Source organism: Polymorphospora sp. NPDC051019 (assembly GCF_040683055.1).
Taxonomy (GTDB): Bacteria; Actinomycetota; Actinomycetes; order Mycobacteriales; family Micromonosporaceae; genus Polymorphospora; species Polymorphospora lycopeni.
In genome coordinates this window covers 57,509-75,327 of record NZ_JBFBCH010000011.1, presented here as the reverse complement: position 1 = coordinate 75,327, position 17,819 = coordinate 57,509, and the positions used below count along the sequence as shown (strand labels likewise).

The following is a 17,819-nucleotide window of genomic DNA, read 5'->3' as shown; positions in this document are numbered from 1 at the left end:
GCCAGGGCAGGCGGGCGTTCGTCAGTAGCGGACGGAGATGCGGCGGCGGGCGGCGTCGACGCGGGCCAGGCCGCCGTACGGGATGATCAACTGCGGGTCGGTGTGGCCGAGGTCCACGTCGAAGACGAGTACGGCGTCCGGGTTGTACTCGCCGACGGCACGGGTGACCGCCGCCCGTTGGGCCGCCGCGTACTCCTGCTTCTCCGGCGGGGAGAGGCGCTTGGCGAAGTCCCAGGACTTGGGGCGGCCGACGACGACGGCCGGGAAGTGTGCCAGCAAGCCGCGCTCGCCGAGGTTGCGCAGGATGCGGTAGACCTCGACGTCCGACGGCAACTCCTCCGACGTCTCCACGACCAGGATCCCGCCCCGCTCGACGGCAGCACCCGACGCGGTGGAAGCACCCGACGCATCGGGAGCAGCGCCGGCAGGCGGGCCCAGCCACGGGGTCGGGCCGACGCGGTCGGCGGCGAGCAGCCAGTGAAGGATCTCCAGGTTGCCGCCCCAGACCGGCCCCTCGACCACCGTCGCCGGCCCCTGCCAGTGCCAACCCGTCCCGGGAAACATCGGCGGGTCGCGGTCGAGGTTGGCCGGGTCGGCCCAGTCGGCGGGCTCGTCGTTCCAACTGTCGGCGGGTGTGAGGTCGTACCAGCCTGTCGTGAACAGGGCGGCGCGCAGCGACTCCGCGCTCTGCGGGTGCAGCGCCCCTGGCCTGCCGAGGTGCACCAGGACCGAACCCCCGTGATACGACACGATGCCGAGCCCGAAGAGGTGGTTGAGCAGGTTGGTGTTGTCGGAGTAGCCGAAGAACGGCTTCGGGTTGGCGCGCAGCACGGCGTCGTCGAGGTGCGGGACGACGGTGATCTGGTCGTCGCCGCCGACGGTGGCGAGTACGGCGGTGATCGTCGGGTCGGCGAACGCGGCTGTGATGTCCCGGGCCCGGTCGGTGGCGCTGGCCCCCATCACCCGGGTGGTCGGGTATTCGACCGGTTCGAGGAGGAACTCCTCGCGCAGCCGGCGCAGGCCGAGTTCGTACACGTGCGGGAAGATCGCCGGCAGACCGGCGGACGGGGAGATCACCGCGACCCGGTCACCGGGCTTCGGCTTCGGCGGATAGCGCATGCCGACCGACGCTATCCCTGGCCGGCGGCCCGGGCACGCGGTTTTCGGCCCACTTACTTATCGCACCTTTCGGGCGATATAGGGTAGCGATCAGGTAACCCCTGAGACTTGACTCACCACCCCGACCCCGGCCGGTGGCACCGCCGATAGCATTCTTGGAGCCGGACAGCGCTGTCCTCCGTACAACTGTAAGGAGCGCACGGTGACCGACCAGCTAGACCACGACGGCCCCGACGCGGCGCTGCGCGCCGACATCCGGCGGCTCGGCACCCTCCTCGGACAGACCCTGGCCCGCCAGGAGGGGCGTCCCCTGCTCGACCTGGTCGAGGAGATCCGCGCCCTGGTCCGGTCCGACGCCGAGGCCGCCGCGCTGCGGCTCGCCGCGATGGACGTCACCACGGGCACCAAGCTGGCCCGCGCCTTCTCCACCTACTTCCACCTCGCCAACATCACCGAGCAGGTGCACCGCTCCCGCGACCTGCGCCGCCGCCGCGCCACCCAGGGCGGCTGGCTGGACCAGGCCGCCAAGCTGATCGCCGAACGCGGCGTGCCCGCCGACGAGATCGCCGCCGCCGCCCGGCGGCTGGCCGTACGGCCGGTCTTCACCGCGCACCCGACCGAGGCCGCCCGGCGGTCGATCCTGTCGAAGCTGCGTGCCGTCGCCGACGAACTCGACGCGGAAGCCGCCAACTCGGTGCTGTACGGCGCCACCGACGAGGGACCGACCAGCCGGCGCCTCGCCGAACTGCTGGACCTGCTGTGGCAGACCGACGAGCTGCGGCTGGACCGGCCCGACCCGACCGACGAGGCCCGCAACGCCGTCTACTACCTGCGTGACCTCTACGGCGACGCCGCCCCGCAGGTGCTCGACGACCTCGCCGACACGCTGCGGACCCTCGGCGTGGAGACGTCGCCGACCAGCCGGCCGCTGACCTTCGGCACCTGGATCGGCGGCGACCGCGACGGCAACCCGTTCGTCACCCCGACCGTCACCCGAGACGTGCTGCTCATCCAGCACGAGCACGGCATCCAGGCGACCGAGAAGGCGATGGACGCCCTCATCGACGAGGTGTCGGTGTCCCGCCGGCTGCGCGGGGTCTCGCTGGACCTGTCCGCCAGCCTCGCCAAGGACCTCGACGCGCTGCCCGAGGTCGCGCCCCGGTTCCGGCGCACGAACGCCGAGGAGCCCTACCGGCTCAAGGCGCGCTGTGTGAAGGCCAAGCTCGACAACACCCGGCAACGGCTGGCCCGGGGCACCGCGCACGTGCCGGGCCGCGACTACCGGGGCTCCGGCGAACTGCTCGCCGACCTGGAGGTGATGCGGGCGTCGCTGGCCCGCAACGCCGGGCAGCTCACCGCCGTCGGCAAGCTCGCCTCGGTGATCCGTACGGTGTCGTCGTTCGGGCTGCACCTGGCCACGATGGACGTACGCGAGCACGCCGAGGCGCACCACGCGGTGCTGGCCCAGCTCTACGGGCGGGTCGGCGAGGTGACCGACTACAACCGGCTGTCGCGGGCCGACCGGACCAAGCTGCTGGCCGAGGAACTCACCGGCCGGCGGCCGCTGACCAGCATCGACACCCCGTTGACCGAGGGCGCGCGAAAGACGTTCGACGTGTTCGGCACGATCCGCGACGCGCAGGAGCGGTTCGGGGCCGAGGTGGTCGAGTCGTACATCATCTCGATGACGCTCGGGGTCGACGACGTGCTCGCCGCGGCCGTGCTGGCCCGCGAGGCCGGGCTGGTCGACGTGCACAACGGCCGGGCCCGGATCGGGTTCGTGCCGCTGCTGGAGACGCCCGCCGAGTTGAACGCCGGCGGCGAACTGCTCGACGAGATGCTGTCGCTGCCCGCCTACCGGGCGATCGTCGCGGCCCGGGGCGACGTGCAGGAGGTGATGCTCGGCTACTCCGACTCCAACAAGGAGGCCGGAATCACCACGTCGCAGTGGTCGATCCACCGGGCCCAGCGGTCGCTGCGTGACGTGGCGGCCCGGCACGGCGTACGGCTGCGGCTCTTCCACGGCCGGGGCGGCACCGTCGGCCGGGGCGGCGGCCCGACCCACGAGGCGATCCTGGCCCAGCCGTACGGCACCCTCGACGGCGCGATCAAGGTCACCGAGCAGGGTGAGGTCATCTCCGACAAGTACACGCTGCCGGCGCTGGCCCGGGAGAACCTCGAACTGACCGTCGCCGCGGTGCTCCAGGCGACGTTGCTGCACACCACGCCGCGGCAGCCGGAGGAGCAGTTGGAGCGGTGGGACGCCGCGATGGACGTCGTATCCGACGCCGCGTTCCGCGTCTACCGGGCCCTGGTCGAGAACCCGGACCTGCCGGAATACTTCTGGGCGTCGACGCCGACCGAGCTGCTCGGTGCCCTCAACATCGGTTCCCGTCCGTCGAAGCGGCCGAACACCGGTGCCGGGTTGGGCGGCCTGCGGGCCATCCCGTGGGTCTTCGGCTGGACCCAGTCGCGGCAGATCGTGCCCGGCTGGTTCGGGGTCGGGTCGGGGCTGGCGGCGGCCCGGGCGGCGGGGCTGTCGGATGTCCTGACCGAGATGCACGACAACTGGCACTTCTTCCGTACGTTCGTGTCGAACGTCGAGATGATGCTGACCAAGACCGACCTCAGCATCGCCCGCCGGTACGTCGAGACGCTGGTGCCCGAGCCGCTACAGCCGATCTTCGCCACGATCGAGCAGGAGTACGAGCAGACCAGGCGCGAGGTGCTCGCCATCACCGGCGCACCCGACCTGCTGGAGAACTCGCCGGTGCTCCAGCGCACGCTGGCCGTCCGCGACACCTACCTGGAGCCGCTGCACCACCTGCAGGTGGCGCTGCTGCGGCAGTACCGGGACTCCGGTGCGGCCGGCCGGGCGGTGGCGACCGCCCCCGGCGCCCGGCGTGGTCCCGACGACGGCACCGCGCTGGAGCGGGCCCTGCTGACCACGGTCAACGGGATCGCCGCCGGCATGCGCAACACCGGCTGACCCTGGCCCCACGCGGCGGCGCGGCTGTGCCGCGCCGCCGCCCCCCGCCCGCGCCGCCCGGCCGTCACCAGCAAGATCCGCGTGATCAGGGAGTACGTCGCGCGGCACGCCGACGCCACGCGGGACTCGGTCCCTGATCACGGGGATCTTAAGGGGTCAGCTCGTTTCGCCGGCGACGCTGAAGGAGCGCAGCCGGTCGACGGCCAGCACCGTCCCGGCCACGGTGATCAGGACGCTCATCACCACGGCCAGCGGGATGCCGACCGTGGCGGTCAGGATCTCGGTCGGGGCGATCTTGTCGGCCAGCGCCACCACGTACTGCTGGATGGACAGCACCCGGGTGCCGCTGACGAAGTTGCCGAGCAGCCCCTCCCAGATCAGCACGTAGACCAGGCCGAGCAGCATCGGCCGCCGGGTGAGCAGGCTCAGCGCCAGGAAGAACGCCGAGTAAGCCAGCGCACCGATCGCGCTGACCGCGACCAGGGCCAGCCCGAACCGTACCGAGTGGGCGAGCACCCCGGCGATGTAGAGCGGGATCGCGGCGGTGACGGTGGTGACCGCGGTCGCCACGAACAGCTTGGGCAGGATGATCTGCCAGCGGGGCAGCGGCGTGGTCAGGATGTGGACGACGGTTCCGTCGTCGATCTCGGAGCCGAGTACGCCGGTGCCGACGATGAGCGCGACGACGGGCAGTACGACGGCCAGCCCGAGGCCGAGCACGACCGCCTGCCCCCAGGCGTCGGGGTCGATGCCGACGACCCGGGACGCGACGGCGAGCGCGACCACCAGCAGCGGTAGTGGGACCAGCAGCAGGAACCGGCGGCGACCGAACAGGCCGCGGGCGGTGATCCAGGTGACGGTGGACAAGAAGACTCCTCTATGGACGATCGGCGGGCGCGGTGCCGGGCACGGTCACGCCTCCACCAGGTACGAGAACACGCTCTCCAGCGACTCGTCGGACGGCAGCAGGCGGTGGACCCGGATGCCGCTCGTGAGCGCGACCCGGGGCAGCACCCGGGTGAAGGTGCCGTAGTCGCTGGCGCGGACGGTCAGGCCGGCGCGGTCGAGTTCGACGCCGGCGACCGACGGCTCGGCGATGAGCGCGGTGGCCAGCCGCCGGTCGTCGGTCGACTGGACGGCGAAGACGTGCGGCCGGTTGGTCATCAGCCGCCGGATGGAGCGGAAGTCGCCGGACGCGGCGAGCCGGCCGGCGACGATGACCTGCACCGTGCCGGACAGTTGCTCGACCTCTTCGAGGATGTGCGAGCTGAACAGGATGGTCCGGCCGGCGTCCCCGAGCCGGTGCAGCAGGTCCATCATGTGCATCCGCTGCCGCGGGTCCATGCCGTTGAAGGGCTCGTCGAGCAGCAGCACCTGCGGGTCGTGGACGAGGGCGGCGGCGACCCGGGCCCGCTGCCGCATGCCCTTGGAGTACGTGCCGATCCGCCGGTGTTGCGCGTCGGCCATCTCGACCATGTCGATCGCCGCCTTGGCGGCGGCGACCGGATCGGGCAGCCCGTGCAGCCGGGCACTGGCCAGCACGAACTCGTACGCGCTGAGGAACGGGTAGGCCGCCTCACGCTCGCTGACCAGCCCGAGCCGCCGGTAGACCGACGGGTTGCGCCAGGTGGGCGCGCCGTCGACGGTGACGGTTCCCCGGGACGGGGCGAGGAAGCCGGCCATCATGTGCAGCAGGGTGGTCTTGCCGGCGCCGTTGGGGCCGAGCAGCCCGGTGACGCCCGGGCCGAGGGTCATCGTGACGTCGTTGACCGCGACGACGTTGCCGTACCAGCGGGAGACGCCCGCCAACTCGACGTTGCTCATGAGGCGGCGACCTTCCGGTATCGGGCGAGCAGCAGCAGGACGCCGGCGGCGACGAGGGCGACGGCGAACAGGGCGTACACGGGTCCGAAGTCACCGGGCATGCCCCCGGCCCCGCCGTCGAAGGTGATCAGCTGGTCGCGGAACAGCCAGATGCCGATGCCCTGCACGAGGGTGGACGGGGCGGCGATCCCGGCCAGTTCGTTGACGGCCTGCGACGGCATGACCGACAGCACGCCGGCGACCGGGGTGGTCATCAGGAAGACGGCGACGATGCCGCCGGCGGCGAACGCCCGCTTGCCGGTCAGGGAGGCGACGAGCAACCCGACGACGCCGAAGAGAACCGCCCACATGCCGGCGTAGAGCAGTCCGGGCACCAGGTCGAGGAACTCGTCCCAGACCGCGCCGGCGCCGCCCTCGATGGTGAACGCGGCCCCGAGGAACATCAGCAGCTGCGGTCCGCCGAGCAGCAGCCAGACCGCGGTGACGAGGGCGACCAGCTTCGCCAGGGCGTAGTCGCCGCGGCGCAACGGCCGGGAGAAGTAGAGCGGCAGGACGCCGCTGCGCAGGTCGCGGGAGACCAGCTCGGGCGCGACGATGGCGACGAAGAAGATGATCAGCCAGCTCAGCCCGTCGGCGAACTGGGCATAGGTGAACAGGACCTCGCCGAGTTGGGCCCGTACGCCGGTCGCGATGACCGCGACGAGGGTGACGATGCCGACGATCAGCCAGGGAAAGATCTTCGCCTTGGCGCTACGGCCGAGGCCGAACGCCGTACGCAGCGCGTGTACGTAGAGCGAGCCGACCACGTACCGCCGGCCGAGCCGCGGCCCGGTGTAGCGCTGGTAGCCGATGTCGTGGATGACGCCCGCCGGGGCGTGGGTCTCAGGCGTGGGCACTGGTGGTCTCCCTCTGGGCGAACAGCTCGGCCACCCGGTGCCGCCGCTGGTCGAGACGGTGCAGCGGCAGCTCGAGTTCGGCCACCGCGGTCATGATGAGGTCGTACGTCCGGTCGTTCTCGACCGGTACGAGCAGCAGCCGGCCCTCGCGGCGCACCGGCAGCCGGTCCGCGGTGAGGCGGGCGGCGAGCTCGTCGACGCCCTCGCTGACCTCGATGGTGAGCACGTCGGTGGCGCCGGTCATGGCCGAGATGTTGTCGGCGCGCAGCAGCCGGCCGCCGTCGATCGCGATCAGCGAGTCGCAGATCCGCTCGACCTCGCCGAGCAGGTGTGAGCAGACGAGTACGGAGATGCCGAACTCGGTGCCGATGCGCTGGATGAGGTTGAGCATCGCGTCGCGGCCGGCCGGGTCGAGCCCGTTGGTGGGCTCGTCGAGCAACAGCAGGTCGGGGTCGTGCACGAGCGCCTGGGCGAGCTTGACCCGCTGCTTCATGCCGGTGGAGTAGCCACCGATCTGCCGGTAGCGCTCCTCGTAGAGGCCGACGTGGCGCAGCGCCTCCGAAGCCCGCTCCCGGGCGATGGTGCGCGGCAACCCGCTGATCCGACCGAGGTGGGTGACGAATTCGGCCGCCGACAGGTCGGGCGGCAGGCTCTCGTGTTCGGGCATGTAGCCGACCCGGGCCCGGACCTGCTCGGCCTGCGTCGTGGGGTCGAGATCGAGGACCCGGAGCTGGCCGCTGCTCGGTTCGAGCAGACCGAGCATGATCTTGATGAAGGTCGACTTGCCCGCGCCGTTGGCGCCGACCAGGCCGACGATGCCCGGCTCGACCGTCACCGTCAGGTCGGACAGGGCGGTCACCCGCCCGCCGTACGTCTTGGTGAGCGACTGGGTCGCGATAAGTGTCACGCGCCCAGCGTAGGGATCGGCGGGCCGTCGTGGGACCGACCGAAGTCGACCCTTTTCCCTGAGCTTGCCCTGACGCTCCCGTCCGGCGACCCTAGGGGCGGACCCGGGGCAGCAGCGCGGCGCCCGCCATCGGTGCGCGATGATGGGGCAGGTTCCGGGACGGTAACGGCTGGGACGGAGGCGGTGCCGCGGCAACCGCGCCGTGGCACTCTCGACCGATGCCCGCCGGGGCTGCGAAACTGTGTGCCGGTCAGCAGTTGGGGGTGCGATGAGCAACGGGTGGGTGCTGCCCGATGGGGTGCTGCAGGACGCGCCGGCTTACACGCCGCGCCCGCACGAACTGGCCGACCTGGAGCTGCTGCTCTCCGGCGCGTACGCCCCGCTGACCGGGTTCCTCGGCAGGGTCGACCTGTCCGCGCTGCACCACCGGGCCCGGCTCGCCGACGGCACGCCGTGGCCGGTGCCGGTGACGCTGGAGGTGCCGGTCCAACTGGTCACCAACTTCGACCTGGACAACCCGTTGCACCGGGTGCTGGTGCTGACCGATCCGGAGGGTGCCCCGCTGGCGGCGGTCGACGTCACCGACCTCTGGTCGACCCGCGACGGCTGGGCCGGCGTCGGGGGCACGGTCCGGCGGCTCGGCGACGGCGCCAACGGCCCGTTCCAGCGGCTGCGCCGGGCACCGGCCGAGATCCGCGGGCTGCTGCCGCCCGGCCGGGTGCTGGGGGTGCTCGCCGACCGGCCGCTGCACCGGCCGCAACTGGCCCAGATCGCGCACGCGGCCCGTACCCTCGCCGCCCATGTGCTGATCCTGATCCCGTTGACCGAGCACGGGATCGACGGGCTCGCGCCCGAGGTGCTGGTCCGCAGCGTCTTCGCGGCCCGCGACCGGATGCCGCCGGCCACCCTGGTCGTGGTTCCGATGGCCCGGCGCGGCGACGAGATCCGCGACGCGCTGCTGCGGGCCCGGGTCGCCGCCGCGTACGGCGTGACCCATCTGCTGTCGACCGGTGACACGCTTTCCGGCGGCGGGTTGCGGGTGCTGGTGCCCCGCGAACTCGCCTACGACAGCCGCGACGGCCAGTGGCGCTGGCGCGACGACATCCCGCCGCGCAACCGGCGGCTGGCGCTGAGCCCGGCCGAGATCGAGGACCTCCTCGACCGCGGGTTCCCGCTGCCGGAATGGCACACGCCGCCGGCGGTCGCCAAGGAACTCGCCCGGGCCCGGCCGCCGCGCCGCTTCCGTGGACTGGTGCTGTTCTTCACCGGTCTGTCCGGGTCGGGCAAGTCGACGATCGCCCGGGGGGTCGCCGACGCGCTGCGGGAGAGCGGCGAACGGACGGTCACCCTGCTCGACGGTGACGTCGTACGCCGGGAACTGTCCGCCGGGCTCGGATTCAGCAAGGCCGACCGGGATCTCAACGTACGCCGGATCGGTTGGGTCGCGGCGGAGGTGGCCCGCCACCACGGGCTGGCGATCTGCTGCCCGATCGCCCCGTACGAACGGGCCCGGGCGACCGCGCGGGCGATGGCGCACGCCGCCGGGGCGGGCTTCGTGCTGGTACACGTCGCCACCCCGCTGGAGGTGTGCGAGCGGCGCGACCGCAAGGGCCTCTACGCGCGGGCCCGCGCCGGCCAACTGACCGGGATGACCGGCATCGACGACCCGTACGAGGTGCCGACCGACGCCGAACTTGTCGTGGACACCAGCAACTCGAGCATCGAGGCGGGTGTCGAGGCGGTCCTGCACTACCTGATTGAGACCGGCTGGGTGGAGCCCCATCTCCCCCCGACGGAGGCCTTAACCGGGCCTTAGCTCCGGCACAGCGCGGCGCTATCCCGTTCCGGGCGAACCTTTGGTCCACAGGCAACCGAAGGAGGCCCACCATGACCCGCAAAACGATCGTCGCCCTGGCCGTCGGCGGCGTCGCCGCCCTGGCGATCACCGGTACGGCGATCGCCGCCGTGGCGGCGGACACCGGCCAGGACCGCCGGCCGGCCGTGACGGCCGCGCGGACCGGCGACGCCGGCACCGGCCCGGCGGCCGATCCGGTCTCGGCGGAGCGCGCGAAGGAGATCGCGCTCGGCAGGGTGGGCGGCGGCACCGTCGAGGAGGTCGACCGGGACCGGGAGCACGGCCGCCCGGTCTGGGAGGTCGAGATCTACAAGGGCCAGGTCGAATACGAGGTCGACGTCGACCGGGAGACCGGCGAGATCGTCAAGTTCGAGCAGGACGACGACCGCGACGACGACTGATTCCGGCACGAAGGCCGGCCGCCCTGTCGGCAGCCGGCCTTCGGCGTCCGGTGGTGCTAGCGGGGGCGTACGTCGACCTGGAACTGTGCCTGCCGGCCGAGGGCGCGATAGGCGATCAGCGCGAACGGGCTGCTGTCCACCCGCGAGTCGTAGCCCTGCTGGTTGCGGGGCGTGTCGAAGTAGACCATCGCCTTCACCCGTGGGAAGAGCCGCATCTGGTCGCCGACCGAGCGGTAGAAGCCGGCCTTGTGGTTCGGGTTGCGGTCGGAGTGCCAGACACCCCACTCGCTGAGCATCAGCGGCTTGTCGGGATAGCGGGCCGCCGCCCAGTTGTAGAATCCGGGCCACGACGGGTGCCGGTCCGACCGCCGGTTCATCATCTCGGCGAAGTCGCCGTACCCGTAGCCGGGATCGCTGTAGGCGTAGGCGTCCCAGGCGATCCAGTCGACGACGTCGTCGCCGGGGTAGAGGTCGGGAAACCACGGCTGGACGTTCCACGGCACGTACGCCATGTGCACCAGGGTGGAGACGATGCCGGTGGCGCCGGTGGCGCGCAGCCGGGTGACCACGTACCGGAACATGGCGGCGTAGTCGTCGGCGGTGTAGCCGGAGCCGGGCTCCGGGCGTACGTCGTCCTCCGGCTCATGGTGGACGGTGAAGAAGAACTGTTCCGGAAAGTTGGTCCGCAGGTGCGCGGCCAGCCGGTCCAGGTGGGCGTCGACCTCCGGATCGCCCGCCGCGATCCGCGCCCAGGAGGCACCCTGCGGTTTCCAGTTCAGGAAGAGCAGGCGCGGGTTGCGGGGGTCGCGGGCGATGGCGATCTCCTCGGCGGTCGGGAAGATCTCGGTGCCCCGGTGGTAGGCGTGGTAGATCGCCTGCGGCCGGCCGGTCTTCAGCTCGAACTCGCGCAGGGCCGTCGTACGCGGGGTGCGAGTGTGCGCGCCCGGTGCGACCCCCCACAGCACACCGCAGGTGGGTACGAGTTTCGCGCCGACCGCGCAGTCGGGGTCACCGGGCGGGCCGGTGGTGGGAGCGGTGGGCCCGGGGGTGGCCGTCGGACTGCCCGGTCCGGTGGGCGTCGGGCTGGCGGTCGGGGTGCCGGTCGGTGACGGGTCCGGGGTGCCGGTCGGTGACGGGTCCGGGGTGCCGGACGGCGACGGGGTCGGGGTGCCGGACGGTGTCGCGGTCGGGGTGGTCGTCGCGGTCGGGGCACCCGGTACGCCGGGTGCGGCGGCGGCCGGCACGCCGGGTGCTCCGGCGGTCGGTGCCCCCGGTGCCCCGGCGGTCGGCACGCCCGGTGCCCGGCCGCCACGGGCGCCGAGCCAGGACAGCCACAGGGTCGGCTGAGACAGGGCCTCGGCCGGCCGTACGCCTTCCTTCGCGGCGAACCGGGCCATCGTGTCGCCACCCGGCACGGTCACCGCGAACGAGTACGTACCTGGTCCACGTACCTCGTCGGTGACGTCGAAGGTGACGCCGGGGTCGGCCGGGCGCGGTGCCGCGGTGGCCACCACGGAGCCGAGCCGGGGTGCGGACCGGTCGGTGACCGACGATTCCCGCCAGGTGTTGGCCGGGACCCGGGTCAGCTCGATGTGGCCGGGCAGTTCGGTGCCCCGGCTGGTCAGGCGGATCTCGGCGCGGGCCGGTTCGCGGCCACCGCGCAGCGGGCCGACGGTGAACTTGAGGTATGTGATCCGGGCCGCCCCGCCGGTGCCGCCGGCCACCAGTTCGGAGCGGGCGCCGGAGACGGTCGTGGGTACGTCGGTCGCGGTGTAGGTGTCGTCGCTGACCGGGATCCGCTGGTCGGGGGCGGCCCCGACCTGTCCGCCGAGATGTCCGAGCAGGACCGCCAGGGCGATGGCGGCGACCGTGGTGCCGGTCGCGGCGAGGGTGTCCCTTCTGACCATGGCCGGAGGTCCTTCCGTGCCTGGGGCAAGTCCTCCTCGGCGGCTCGCCCGTCCGTTGCCTCCCACTTTCCTGACACATGTTGCCTAAAACACATTTAACCTCTAGAGCCGCGTAAATCAGCTAAAGCCTCGTTTACCCCTCAATCGTTATCTTCCGGGCATCCTGGGCCGGTCTCCGCGTCAAGAGTTACGTACTGCCCGACCGCCCGTTTACCCCTCAGGGGGAGATACGCCGCCGAAGTGACAAACCCCCCAGAACATGTCGTCGTCCGACAAGCCGGTCGGGCGGCGCCGCCATCTGTGGAAAGGGCCCCCGAATCTGATGGACGCGTCTCGTCCGGTGTCTCCAGACCTGTCCGACCACCTCGGCCTGCTCCGCCGCCAGTGGTGGGTCGTGCTCGCGCTGCTGGTCACCGGGCTGGCCGGCGCGGCCGTTGTGACCAGCACCCAGGCCAGGGTCTACGAATCGTCGACGTCGGTGCTGGTCCAGCCCGCCGGCCAGGACACCAACGTGGTCGGCGGCCGGACCAGGGGCGACATCAACCTCGACACCGAGGCCCAACTGGTCCGCTCCACCGCGGTGGCGACCGGCGCCGCCGAACTCCTGCGCGTCGACACCGCCGCCGACGACCTCGCGCACGACGTCTCGGTCAAGGTGCCGGCCAACACCTCGGTCCTGGTCATCACCTTCGCGGCCGGCGAGCCCGAGGCGGCCCGCGCCGGCTCGCACGCCTTCGCGGAGGCCTACCTGCGCAACCGGGAGGCCAGCGCCCGCGCCGACCTGGACACCCAGATCGCCGCCCTGAACAGCAAGATCAAGGAGCTGGACGCAGCGCTGGTCCAGGTCATCGGCCGGCTCGCCGGGCTGTCCGCGGGCAGCCCGCAACGGGCCAATCTGGAGAGCCAGCGCGCCACCACCCAGGCCCAGCTCAACTCGCTGACCGGCAAGCTCAACGAACTGACCACCGCCACCGTCAGCGCCGGACGGATCATCAGCGACGCCCGGCTGCCGACCCGGCCGAGCCGGCCCGACACCCTGCTCAACCTCGCCAGCGGCGCCATGCTCGGCCTGCTGCTCGGGCTGGGCGTGGCCGCCGCCCGGGAACGCCTCGACCGCCGGATCCGCGCCGGTTCCGACGTCGGGCGCCGGACCGGCGTACCGGTCCTCGCCGAACTGAGCGACCGGACCGCGTCGCGCGTCGACGACCTGCACCAGCCGTACGGGCCCGGCGGGCACACGTTCTACCGGCTGCGCAACGAGGTGCTGGCCAGCCTCGGGCCCGACGACCGGATCGTGGTGGTCACCGGCGCCAGCCGGGGCACCGCGTCGACCCTGGTCGCCGCCAATCTCGCCGCCACCCTGGCGCACACCGGCTCCGAGGTCGTGCTCGTCGGCGCGAACCCGGCGGAGAGCATCGCCGAAACGACACCGCTCGCCCAGCTCTTCGGGGTGGCATCCACGCCCGGCCTGTCCGAGGTGCTCGCCGGCAAGGTCGACCTCGACACCGCCGCCCAGCGCGCCCCCCGCAACCCCTGGCTGCGGGTGCTGACCACCGGCGGCACCGCGACGGCCGGCGGCCTGCTGCGCTCGCCCTACCTCGGCGAGGTGCTCGACCGGCTCAGCGGCGGCACCGCGTACGTCGTCATCGAGGCCCCGTCGACGGCGACCAGCGCCGACGCGCAGAGCCTCGCCTCCTTCGCCGACGCCGCGCTCATCGCGGTGGAGTTGCGCCGGACCCGCCGGGACGAGGTCACCGACGCGGCCGACCAGTTGCGCCGGATCGGCACCCCGCTGCTCGGCGCGGTCGTCCTGCCGCGCCTCACCCCGCAGCGGGACGGCGAGGCCGGGGCGGCCCCGCGCGGCCGTACCGGGAAGCGGGCCGGCACCACGCGCGAGGCGGCCACCCGCGGTGTGCCGCACGACGGCACCACCCGCGACGCGGCACCCCGGATCGCCGCCGCACCCGGTGCCGCCGCCCGCGACACCGTTTCGCGCGACGCCGTCTCGCGCGCCGGCACGATCCGCGACGGCGCCGGCCGGAGCGGCAGGACGGCGGACGAGGCCCGGGTCGCGCGGCTCGACCTCACCGCCGGCACCGCGCTGATCCGTACCCGGACGGCCACCGGGCCGGGCACTGACGCCGGTGAGGGCGACGGTGGCGTCGAGACCGCCGTACTGCACCGCCTCGACCGGCTCACGCTGGCCGAGATGGACCGTGCCACGGCCGACGGCTGGCCGACCACCGGCGACGGCGGGCTGCCGTCGGCGCGTACCGGCGACGACGGCCGCGAGGGGCCCGGCCGGTGACGGTCGTCGCACCGGCCGCCGGCCCGGGTCGGCCCCCCGACCGGGAGGCGCCGCCGGGCGACGCTCCGGGCCACCCGCCCATCGCCGGGCACGCCATCGGGCCGGCGGCCGGCGGCAAGCACCGGGCGGCCGGCCCGCCGCCGGTCCTGCCCGCCTGGCCGGTGACCGGGCTGCTCCTGCTCTATCCACTGTGGTGGGCACTCGGGCTCGGCGTACTGATCTTCCCGATCCTGGCGGTGCCGATGGCGTACGCGCTGCTGCGCGCGCACCTCGGTGGCCGCCCGGTACGGCTGCCGCCCGGCTTCTGGCTGTGGGCCGTCTTCCTCGCCGTCCTGGTCGTGAGCATGGCCGCCCTCGGCTCCGAGCCGACCGGCGCGGTACCCGGGCCGGCGTCCGGCCGGATGGTCGGCGTGCTCTTCCGCCTCGTCGAGTACCTGGCGATGACCGTGCTGCTGATCCACGCCGGCAACCTCACCGAACGCGAGCTGCCGGTCCGGCGGCTGGTCCGGCTGCTCGGCTGGCTGTTCGTGGTCACCGTCGCCGGCGGGCTGCTCGGCGTGTTCGCCGGCACGTTCGAGTTCACCTCCCCGGTCGAGATGCTGCTCCCGCCGGAGATCCGCGGCCGGGGATTCGTGCAGTCGCTGGTGCACCCGTACGCGGCGCAGATCCACGACATCATCGGCGACCAGCGTCCCCGTCCGGCCGCCCCGTGGGGTTACACCAACACCTGGGGCAACAACTTCTGCCTGCTCGTGGTCTGGTTCGTGGTCGCGGTGTGGGGGCAGGTGACCCGGCGGCGTACCCGGCTGCTCGCGCTGGCCTGCCTCGCCGTCTCGGTCGTACCGGTGGTGATCTCGCTGAACCGGGGCCTGTGGATCGGGCTCGGCCTGGCCGCCGGGTACGTCGCACTGCGGCTGGCCCTCGCCGGCCGGGTCTGGGTGATCGGCGCGCTCGCGGCGGCGGCCGTGGCGCTGGCGGCGGCGCTGGTCGTCACCCCGCTCGGCAACGTGGTCACCGCCCGGCTCGACAACGGCAAGTCCAACGGCGTGCGGTCCTACCTCATCGGACGGGCGGTCGCCGGCGTCGCCGAGTCACCGGTGATCGGCTACGGCTCGACCCGGACCACGATCGGCGGCCGCCACTCGATCACCGTCGGCGAGAGCGCCGACTGCGAACGGTGCGGCAACTTCACGATCGGCGGCAACGGCCAGCTCTGGCAGTTGCTCATCGCGCACGGGCTGACCGGCACGTTCGCGTACCTCGGCTTTCTCGGTTACGGAGTGTGGCGATTCCGGCGGGACCGAAGTCCGGTCGGGATCGCCGGGAGTTGCGCGATCCTCGGCTCGTTCGCCGCCATGCTCTGGTACAACGCGCTGGTCACCCCCCTGGCGTTCATGTTCTTGGCCTACGCGCTGCTGTGGCGCAACGAGGGGAGGCAGGCAGATGAGTCCGGTCACCACCGCACCGGCACACCTGACCGACGGTGACGCGGCGTTGCGCGCGCGATACCTGGAGGAAGTGCTCGGCGTGCTCTACCCGCCGCCGTGCGCCGTCGACGGCGGGCCGCGGGACGGCGCCGGCCCGGTCGCCGGCTATCTCGTGGTGCCCGACGCCCGCCGGCCGCGGCTGCTGGTTCCGACCCGGTCGCGGCGGGTCGCCGCCGCCGCCGTACGCCACTACGCCGAACCGCAGTCCCGGTCGGCCCGGCTCAAGCGCGACGCCGTCGTGCTGGCGCTGCGCAGCGGGGCGTCGAAGGTGGTGCTCCGGGACCGGATCCGGGTCACCGGCCCGGCCGGGAGCGGCATCGACGGCTACCTGCGCCGGCAACTCGACACCGACCTCGCCATCAGCGTCCACATCGGACCCGCCCGGGCCAACCGGAAACCGGTGCTGCAACTCATCTCGCCGGCCGGCGAGACCGCCGGATTCGCCAAGCTCGGCGTCGGCCCGCTGACCCGGCGCCTGGTCCGCGCCGAGACCGCCGCCCTGACCGCGCTGTCCCATGTGGATCTGCGGCACCTGATGGTGCCGGCGGTGCGGCACGCCGGCCAGTGGCACGGCCACCAGGTGCTGGTGCAGTCGGCGCTGCCGGTCTGGGAGCCACGCCAGCCGTTGCAGCCCTACCGGCTCACCGACGCGATGCGCGAGATCGCCGGCTGCTGCGGCATCTCCCGGGGCTGGCTGGCCACCAGCCCGTACTGGGCCGAGATGCGCGACCGGCTCACCGCCGTCGCCGACCGGCCAGAGGGCGCCGCGCTCGCCGGGGCCGCCCGGTCGCTCGCCGCCCGTGCCGGCGACACCGACCTGCGGTACGGCGCGTGGCACGGCGACTGGGCGCCGTGGAACATGGCGTCGCTCGGCGACCGGCTGCTGGTCTGGGACTGGGAGCGGTTCGCGACCGGCGTACCGCTGGGGTTCGACGCCCTGCACCACGACCTGCAACAGCGCATCATGGCCAGCGGCGACGCGGCGGCCGCGGTCGAGGCCACCGTACGGCAGGCCCCGCTGCTGCTCCGCCCCTTCGACACCCCGCCCGGCACCGCCGAACTGACCGCGCTGCTCTACCTGATCGACCTCGCCGCCCGCTATCTCGCGGACCGGCAGGCCGAGGCCGGCGCCCGGCTCGGGGTCCTCGGCACCTGGCTGCTGCCGGTCCTGGTCCGCCGGGTGGAGGGCTACCAGTGATCCGGTCCTCCCGGGTGCCCGAGCCGGTCAAACGGGTCGCGCACCTCGGCTCCCGCTCGTACGGCCGGCTCACCGCACCGGCCCGGATGCTGCCGTCGTTCCTGATCTGCGGCGGGCAACGGTGCGGCACGACCTCGCTCTACCGGGCGATGGCCGCCCATCCGGCGATCCTCAAGGCCGTGCTGCACAAGGGCGTGCACTACTTCGACACGTCCTACCACCGGGGCCTGTCCTGGTATCGGGCGCACTTCCCGCTGCGCCGCACCGCCGACCGGCTGGCCGAGCGGCACGGGGTGCCGGTGCAGACCTTCGAGTCCAGCCCGTACTACATGTACCACCCGCACGCGCCGGCCCGGATCGCCCGCGACCTGCCCGGCGTGAAGCTGGTCGTGCTGGTCCGCGATCCGGTCGAGCGGGCCTACTCGCACCACGCCCACGAGCTGGCCCGTGGCTTCGAGTCGGAGACCTCGTTCAGCCGGGCACTGGCGCTGGAGCCGGCCCGGCTGCGCGGCGAGCAGCGGCGACTCGTCGGCGATCCGACGTACCACAGCTTCGCCCACCAGCACCACGCCTACCGGGCCCGCGGCGAGTACGCGACCCACCTCGCCGAGCTGGCCGCCCGGGTCGGCCGGGACCGGATCCACGTGGTGGAGAGCGAACGGTTCTTCGCCACCCCGGAAGACGTCTACGACGAGGTGCTGGACTTCCTCGGCCTGCCCAACCTCGGCTACCCCGCGTTCGAGCGGCACAACGCCCGGCCGCGCGGCACCGCGATGGAGGACCGGGTACGGCGTGACCTGACCGCCCACTACGCCCCGTACGACGAACAGCTCACCTCGTGGCTCGGCCGCCCGCCGTCGTGGCACCGGTGAACGTCGCGGCCGCTGCCGCGCCCTCGCCTGTGGACGGTGGTTCCGGCACGGGCGGG

At 72.9% G+C, this 17,819-nt stretch carries 13 protein-coding genes; 7 read left to right on the top strand and 6 right to left on the bottom strand.

Annotated elements, in window-relative coordinates; all coding sequences use genetic code 11:
- Nucleotides 1-21: 21 nt before the first annotated feature.
- Complete coding sequence (locus AB0M79_RS20395; RefSeq protein ID WP_364215798.1) at nt 22-1,119, bottom strand: S66 peptidase family protein; 1,098 nt, start codon at nt 1,117-1,119, stop codon at nt 22-24.
- A 202-nt stretch (nt 1,120-1,321) separates the two neighbouring features.
- On the opposite strand from AB0M79_RS20395, the gene ppc reads away from it, so the two are divergent.
- Nucleotides 1,322-4,108 (top strand): phosphoenolpyruvate carboxylase, encoded by a 2,787-nt coding sequence (ppc, locus tag AB0M79_RS20390; RefSeq protein ID WP_364215795.1) that lies wholly within the window; start codon nt 1,322-1,324, stop codon nt 4,106-4,108.
- Between the two features lie 156 nt (nt 4,109-4,264).
- On the opposite strand, the gene AB0M79_RS20385 is transcribed toward ppc, so the two are convergent.
- The 4 genes from AB0M79_RS20385 to AB0M79_RS20370 are packed head-to-tail and all read right to left on the bottom strand — an operon-like array spanning nt 4,265 to nt 7,735.
- The gene (locus AB0M79_RS20385; RefSeq protein WP_364215792.1) at nt 4,265-4,975 is read right to left on the bottom strand and encodes an ABC transporter permease; all 711 of its coding nucleotides are present in this window, start codon (nt 4,973-4,975) and stop codon (nt 4,265-4,267) included.
- 45 nt (nt 4,976-5,020) lie between these two features.
- On the bottom strand, nt 5,021-5,932 hold the full coding sequence (locus tag AB0M79_RS20380; protein ID WP_364215789.1) for an ABC transporter ATP-binding protein: 912 nt from the start codon (nt 5,930-5,932) through the stop codon (nt 5,021-5,023).
- Nucleotides 5,929-6,828 (bottom strand): ABC transporter permease, encoded by a 900-nt coding sequence (locus tag AB0M79_RS20375; RefSeq protein ID WP_364215786.1) that lies wholly within the window; start codon nt 6,826-6,828, stop codon nt 5,929-5,931. The genes AB0M79_RS20380 and AB0M79_RS20375 overlap by 4 nt, the downstream gene beginning before the upstream one ends.
- Nucleotides 6,815-7,735, bottom strand: coding sequence for an ABC transporter ATP-binding protein (locus tag AB0M79_RS20370; RefSeq protein ID WP_364215783.1), 921 nt, complete (start codon nt 7,733-7,735; stop codon nt 6,815-6,817). Before AB0M79_RS20370 ends, AB0M79_RS20375 begins: the two co-directional genes overlap by 14 nt.
- Nucleotides 7,736-8,003: 268 nt before the next feature.
- Between AB0M79_RS20370 and cysC the strand changes: the two genes are divergently transcribed.
- Together cysC and AB0M79_RS20360 are read left to right on the top strand one after the other, a co-directional pair.
- Nucleotides 8,004-9,551 carry an adenylyl-sulfate kinase gene (gene cysC / locus AB0M79_RS20365; protein WP_364215780.1) on the top strand — a complete coding sequence of 516 codons (1,548 nt, stop codon included), beginning with the start codon at nt 8,004-8,006 and terminating at the stop codon, nt 9,549-9,551.
- 71 nt (nt 9,552-9,622) lie between these two features.
- The gene (locus AB0M79_RS20360) at nt 9,623-9,991 is read left to right on the top strand and encodes a PepSY domain-containing protein (protein WP_364215777.1); all 369 of its coding nucleotides are present in this window, start codon (nt 9,623-9,625) and stop codon (nt 9,989-9,991) included.
- A gap of 56 nt (nt 9,992-10,047) precedes the next feature.
- On the opposite strand, the gene AB0M79_RS20355 is transcribed toward AB0M79_RS20360, so the two are convergent.
- Nucleotides 10,048-11,898, bottom strand: a complete 1,851-nt coding sequence (locus AB0M79_RS20355) for a DNRLRE domain-containing protein (protein WP_364215774.1) — start codon at nt 11,896-11,898, stop codon at nt 10,048-10,050.
- 340 nt (nt 11,899-12,238) lie between these two features.
- Here AB0M79_RS20355 and AB0M79_RS20350 point away from each other — a divergent pair, with 340 nt between their 5' ends.
- Genes AB0M79_RS20350 through AB0M79_RS20335 form a run of 4 tightly spaced genes read left to right on the top strand, consistent with a single transcriptional unit; the run spans nt 12,239 to nt 17,763 of the window.
- Nucleotides 12,239-14,206 carry a Wzz/FepE/Etk N-terminal domain-containing protein gene (locus tag AB0M79_RS20350; protein WP_364215771.1) on the top strand — a complete coding sequence of 656 codons (1,968 nt, stop codon included), beginning with the start codon at nt 12,239-12,241 and terminating at the stop codon, nt 14,204-14,206.
- Nucleotides 14,203-15,693, top strand: a complete 1,491-nt coding sequence (locus AB0M79_RS20345) for a hypothetical protein (protein ID WP_364215768.1) — start codon at nt 14,203-14,205, stop codon at nt 15,691-15,693. The genes AB0M79_RS20350 and AB0M79_RS20345 overlap by 4 nt, the downstream gene beginning before the upstream one ends.
- The gene (locus AB0M79_RS20340) at nt 15,650-16,891 is read left to right on the top strand and encodes a hypothetical protein (protein ID WP_364215765.1); all 1,242 of its coding nucleotides are present in this window, start codon (nt 15,650-15,652) and stop codon (nt 16,889-16,891) included. Before AB0M79_RS20345 ends, AB0M79_RS20340 begins: the two co-directional genes overlap by 44 nt.
- A complete protein-coding gene (locus AB0M79_RS20335; protein ID WP_364216217.1) occupies nt 16,891-17,763 on the top strand; it encodes a sulfotransferase domain-containing protein in 873 nt (290 codons plus the stop codon). The genes AB0M79_RS20340 and AB0M79_RS20335 overlap by 1 nt, the downstream gene beginning before the upstream one ends.
- Nucleotides 17,764-17,819 lie beyond the last annotated feature (56 nt).

Bases quoted from the DNA above. Each gene is read 5' to 3' on its own strand.
- AB0M79_RS20395 (WP_364215798.1), bottom strand. From the start codon at position 1,119: ATGCGCTATCCGCCGAAGCCGAAGCCCGGTGACCGGGTCGCGGTGATC.
- AB0M79_RS20380 (WP_364215789.1), bottom strand. From the start codon at position 5,932: ATGAGCAACGTCGAGTTGGCGGGCGTCTCCCGCTGGTACGGCAACGTC.
- cysC (WP_364215780.1), top strand. From the start codon at position 8,004: ATGAGCAACGGGTGGGTGCTGCCCGATGGGGTGCTGCAGGACGCGCCG.
- AB0M79_RS20360 (WP_364215777.1), top strand. From the start codon at position 9,623: ATGACCCGCAAAACGATCGTCGCCCTGGCCGTCGGCGGCGTCGCCGCC.
- AB0M79_RS20355 (WP_364215774.1), bottom strand. From the start codon at position 11,898: ATGGTCAGAAGGGACACCCTCGCCGCGACCGGCACCACGGTCGCCGCC.
- AB0M79_RS20340 (WP_364215765.1), top strand. From the start codon at position 15,650: ATGAGTCCGGTCACCACCGCACCGGCACACCTGACCGACGGTGACGCG.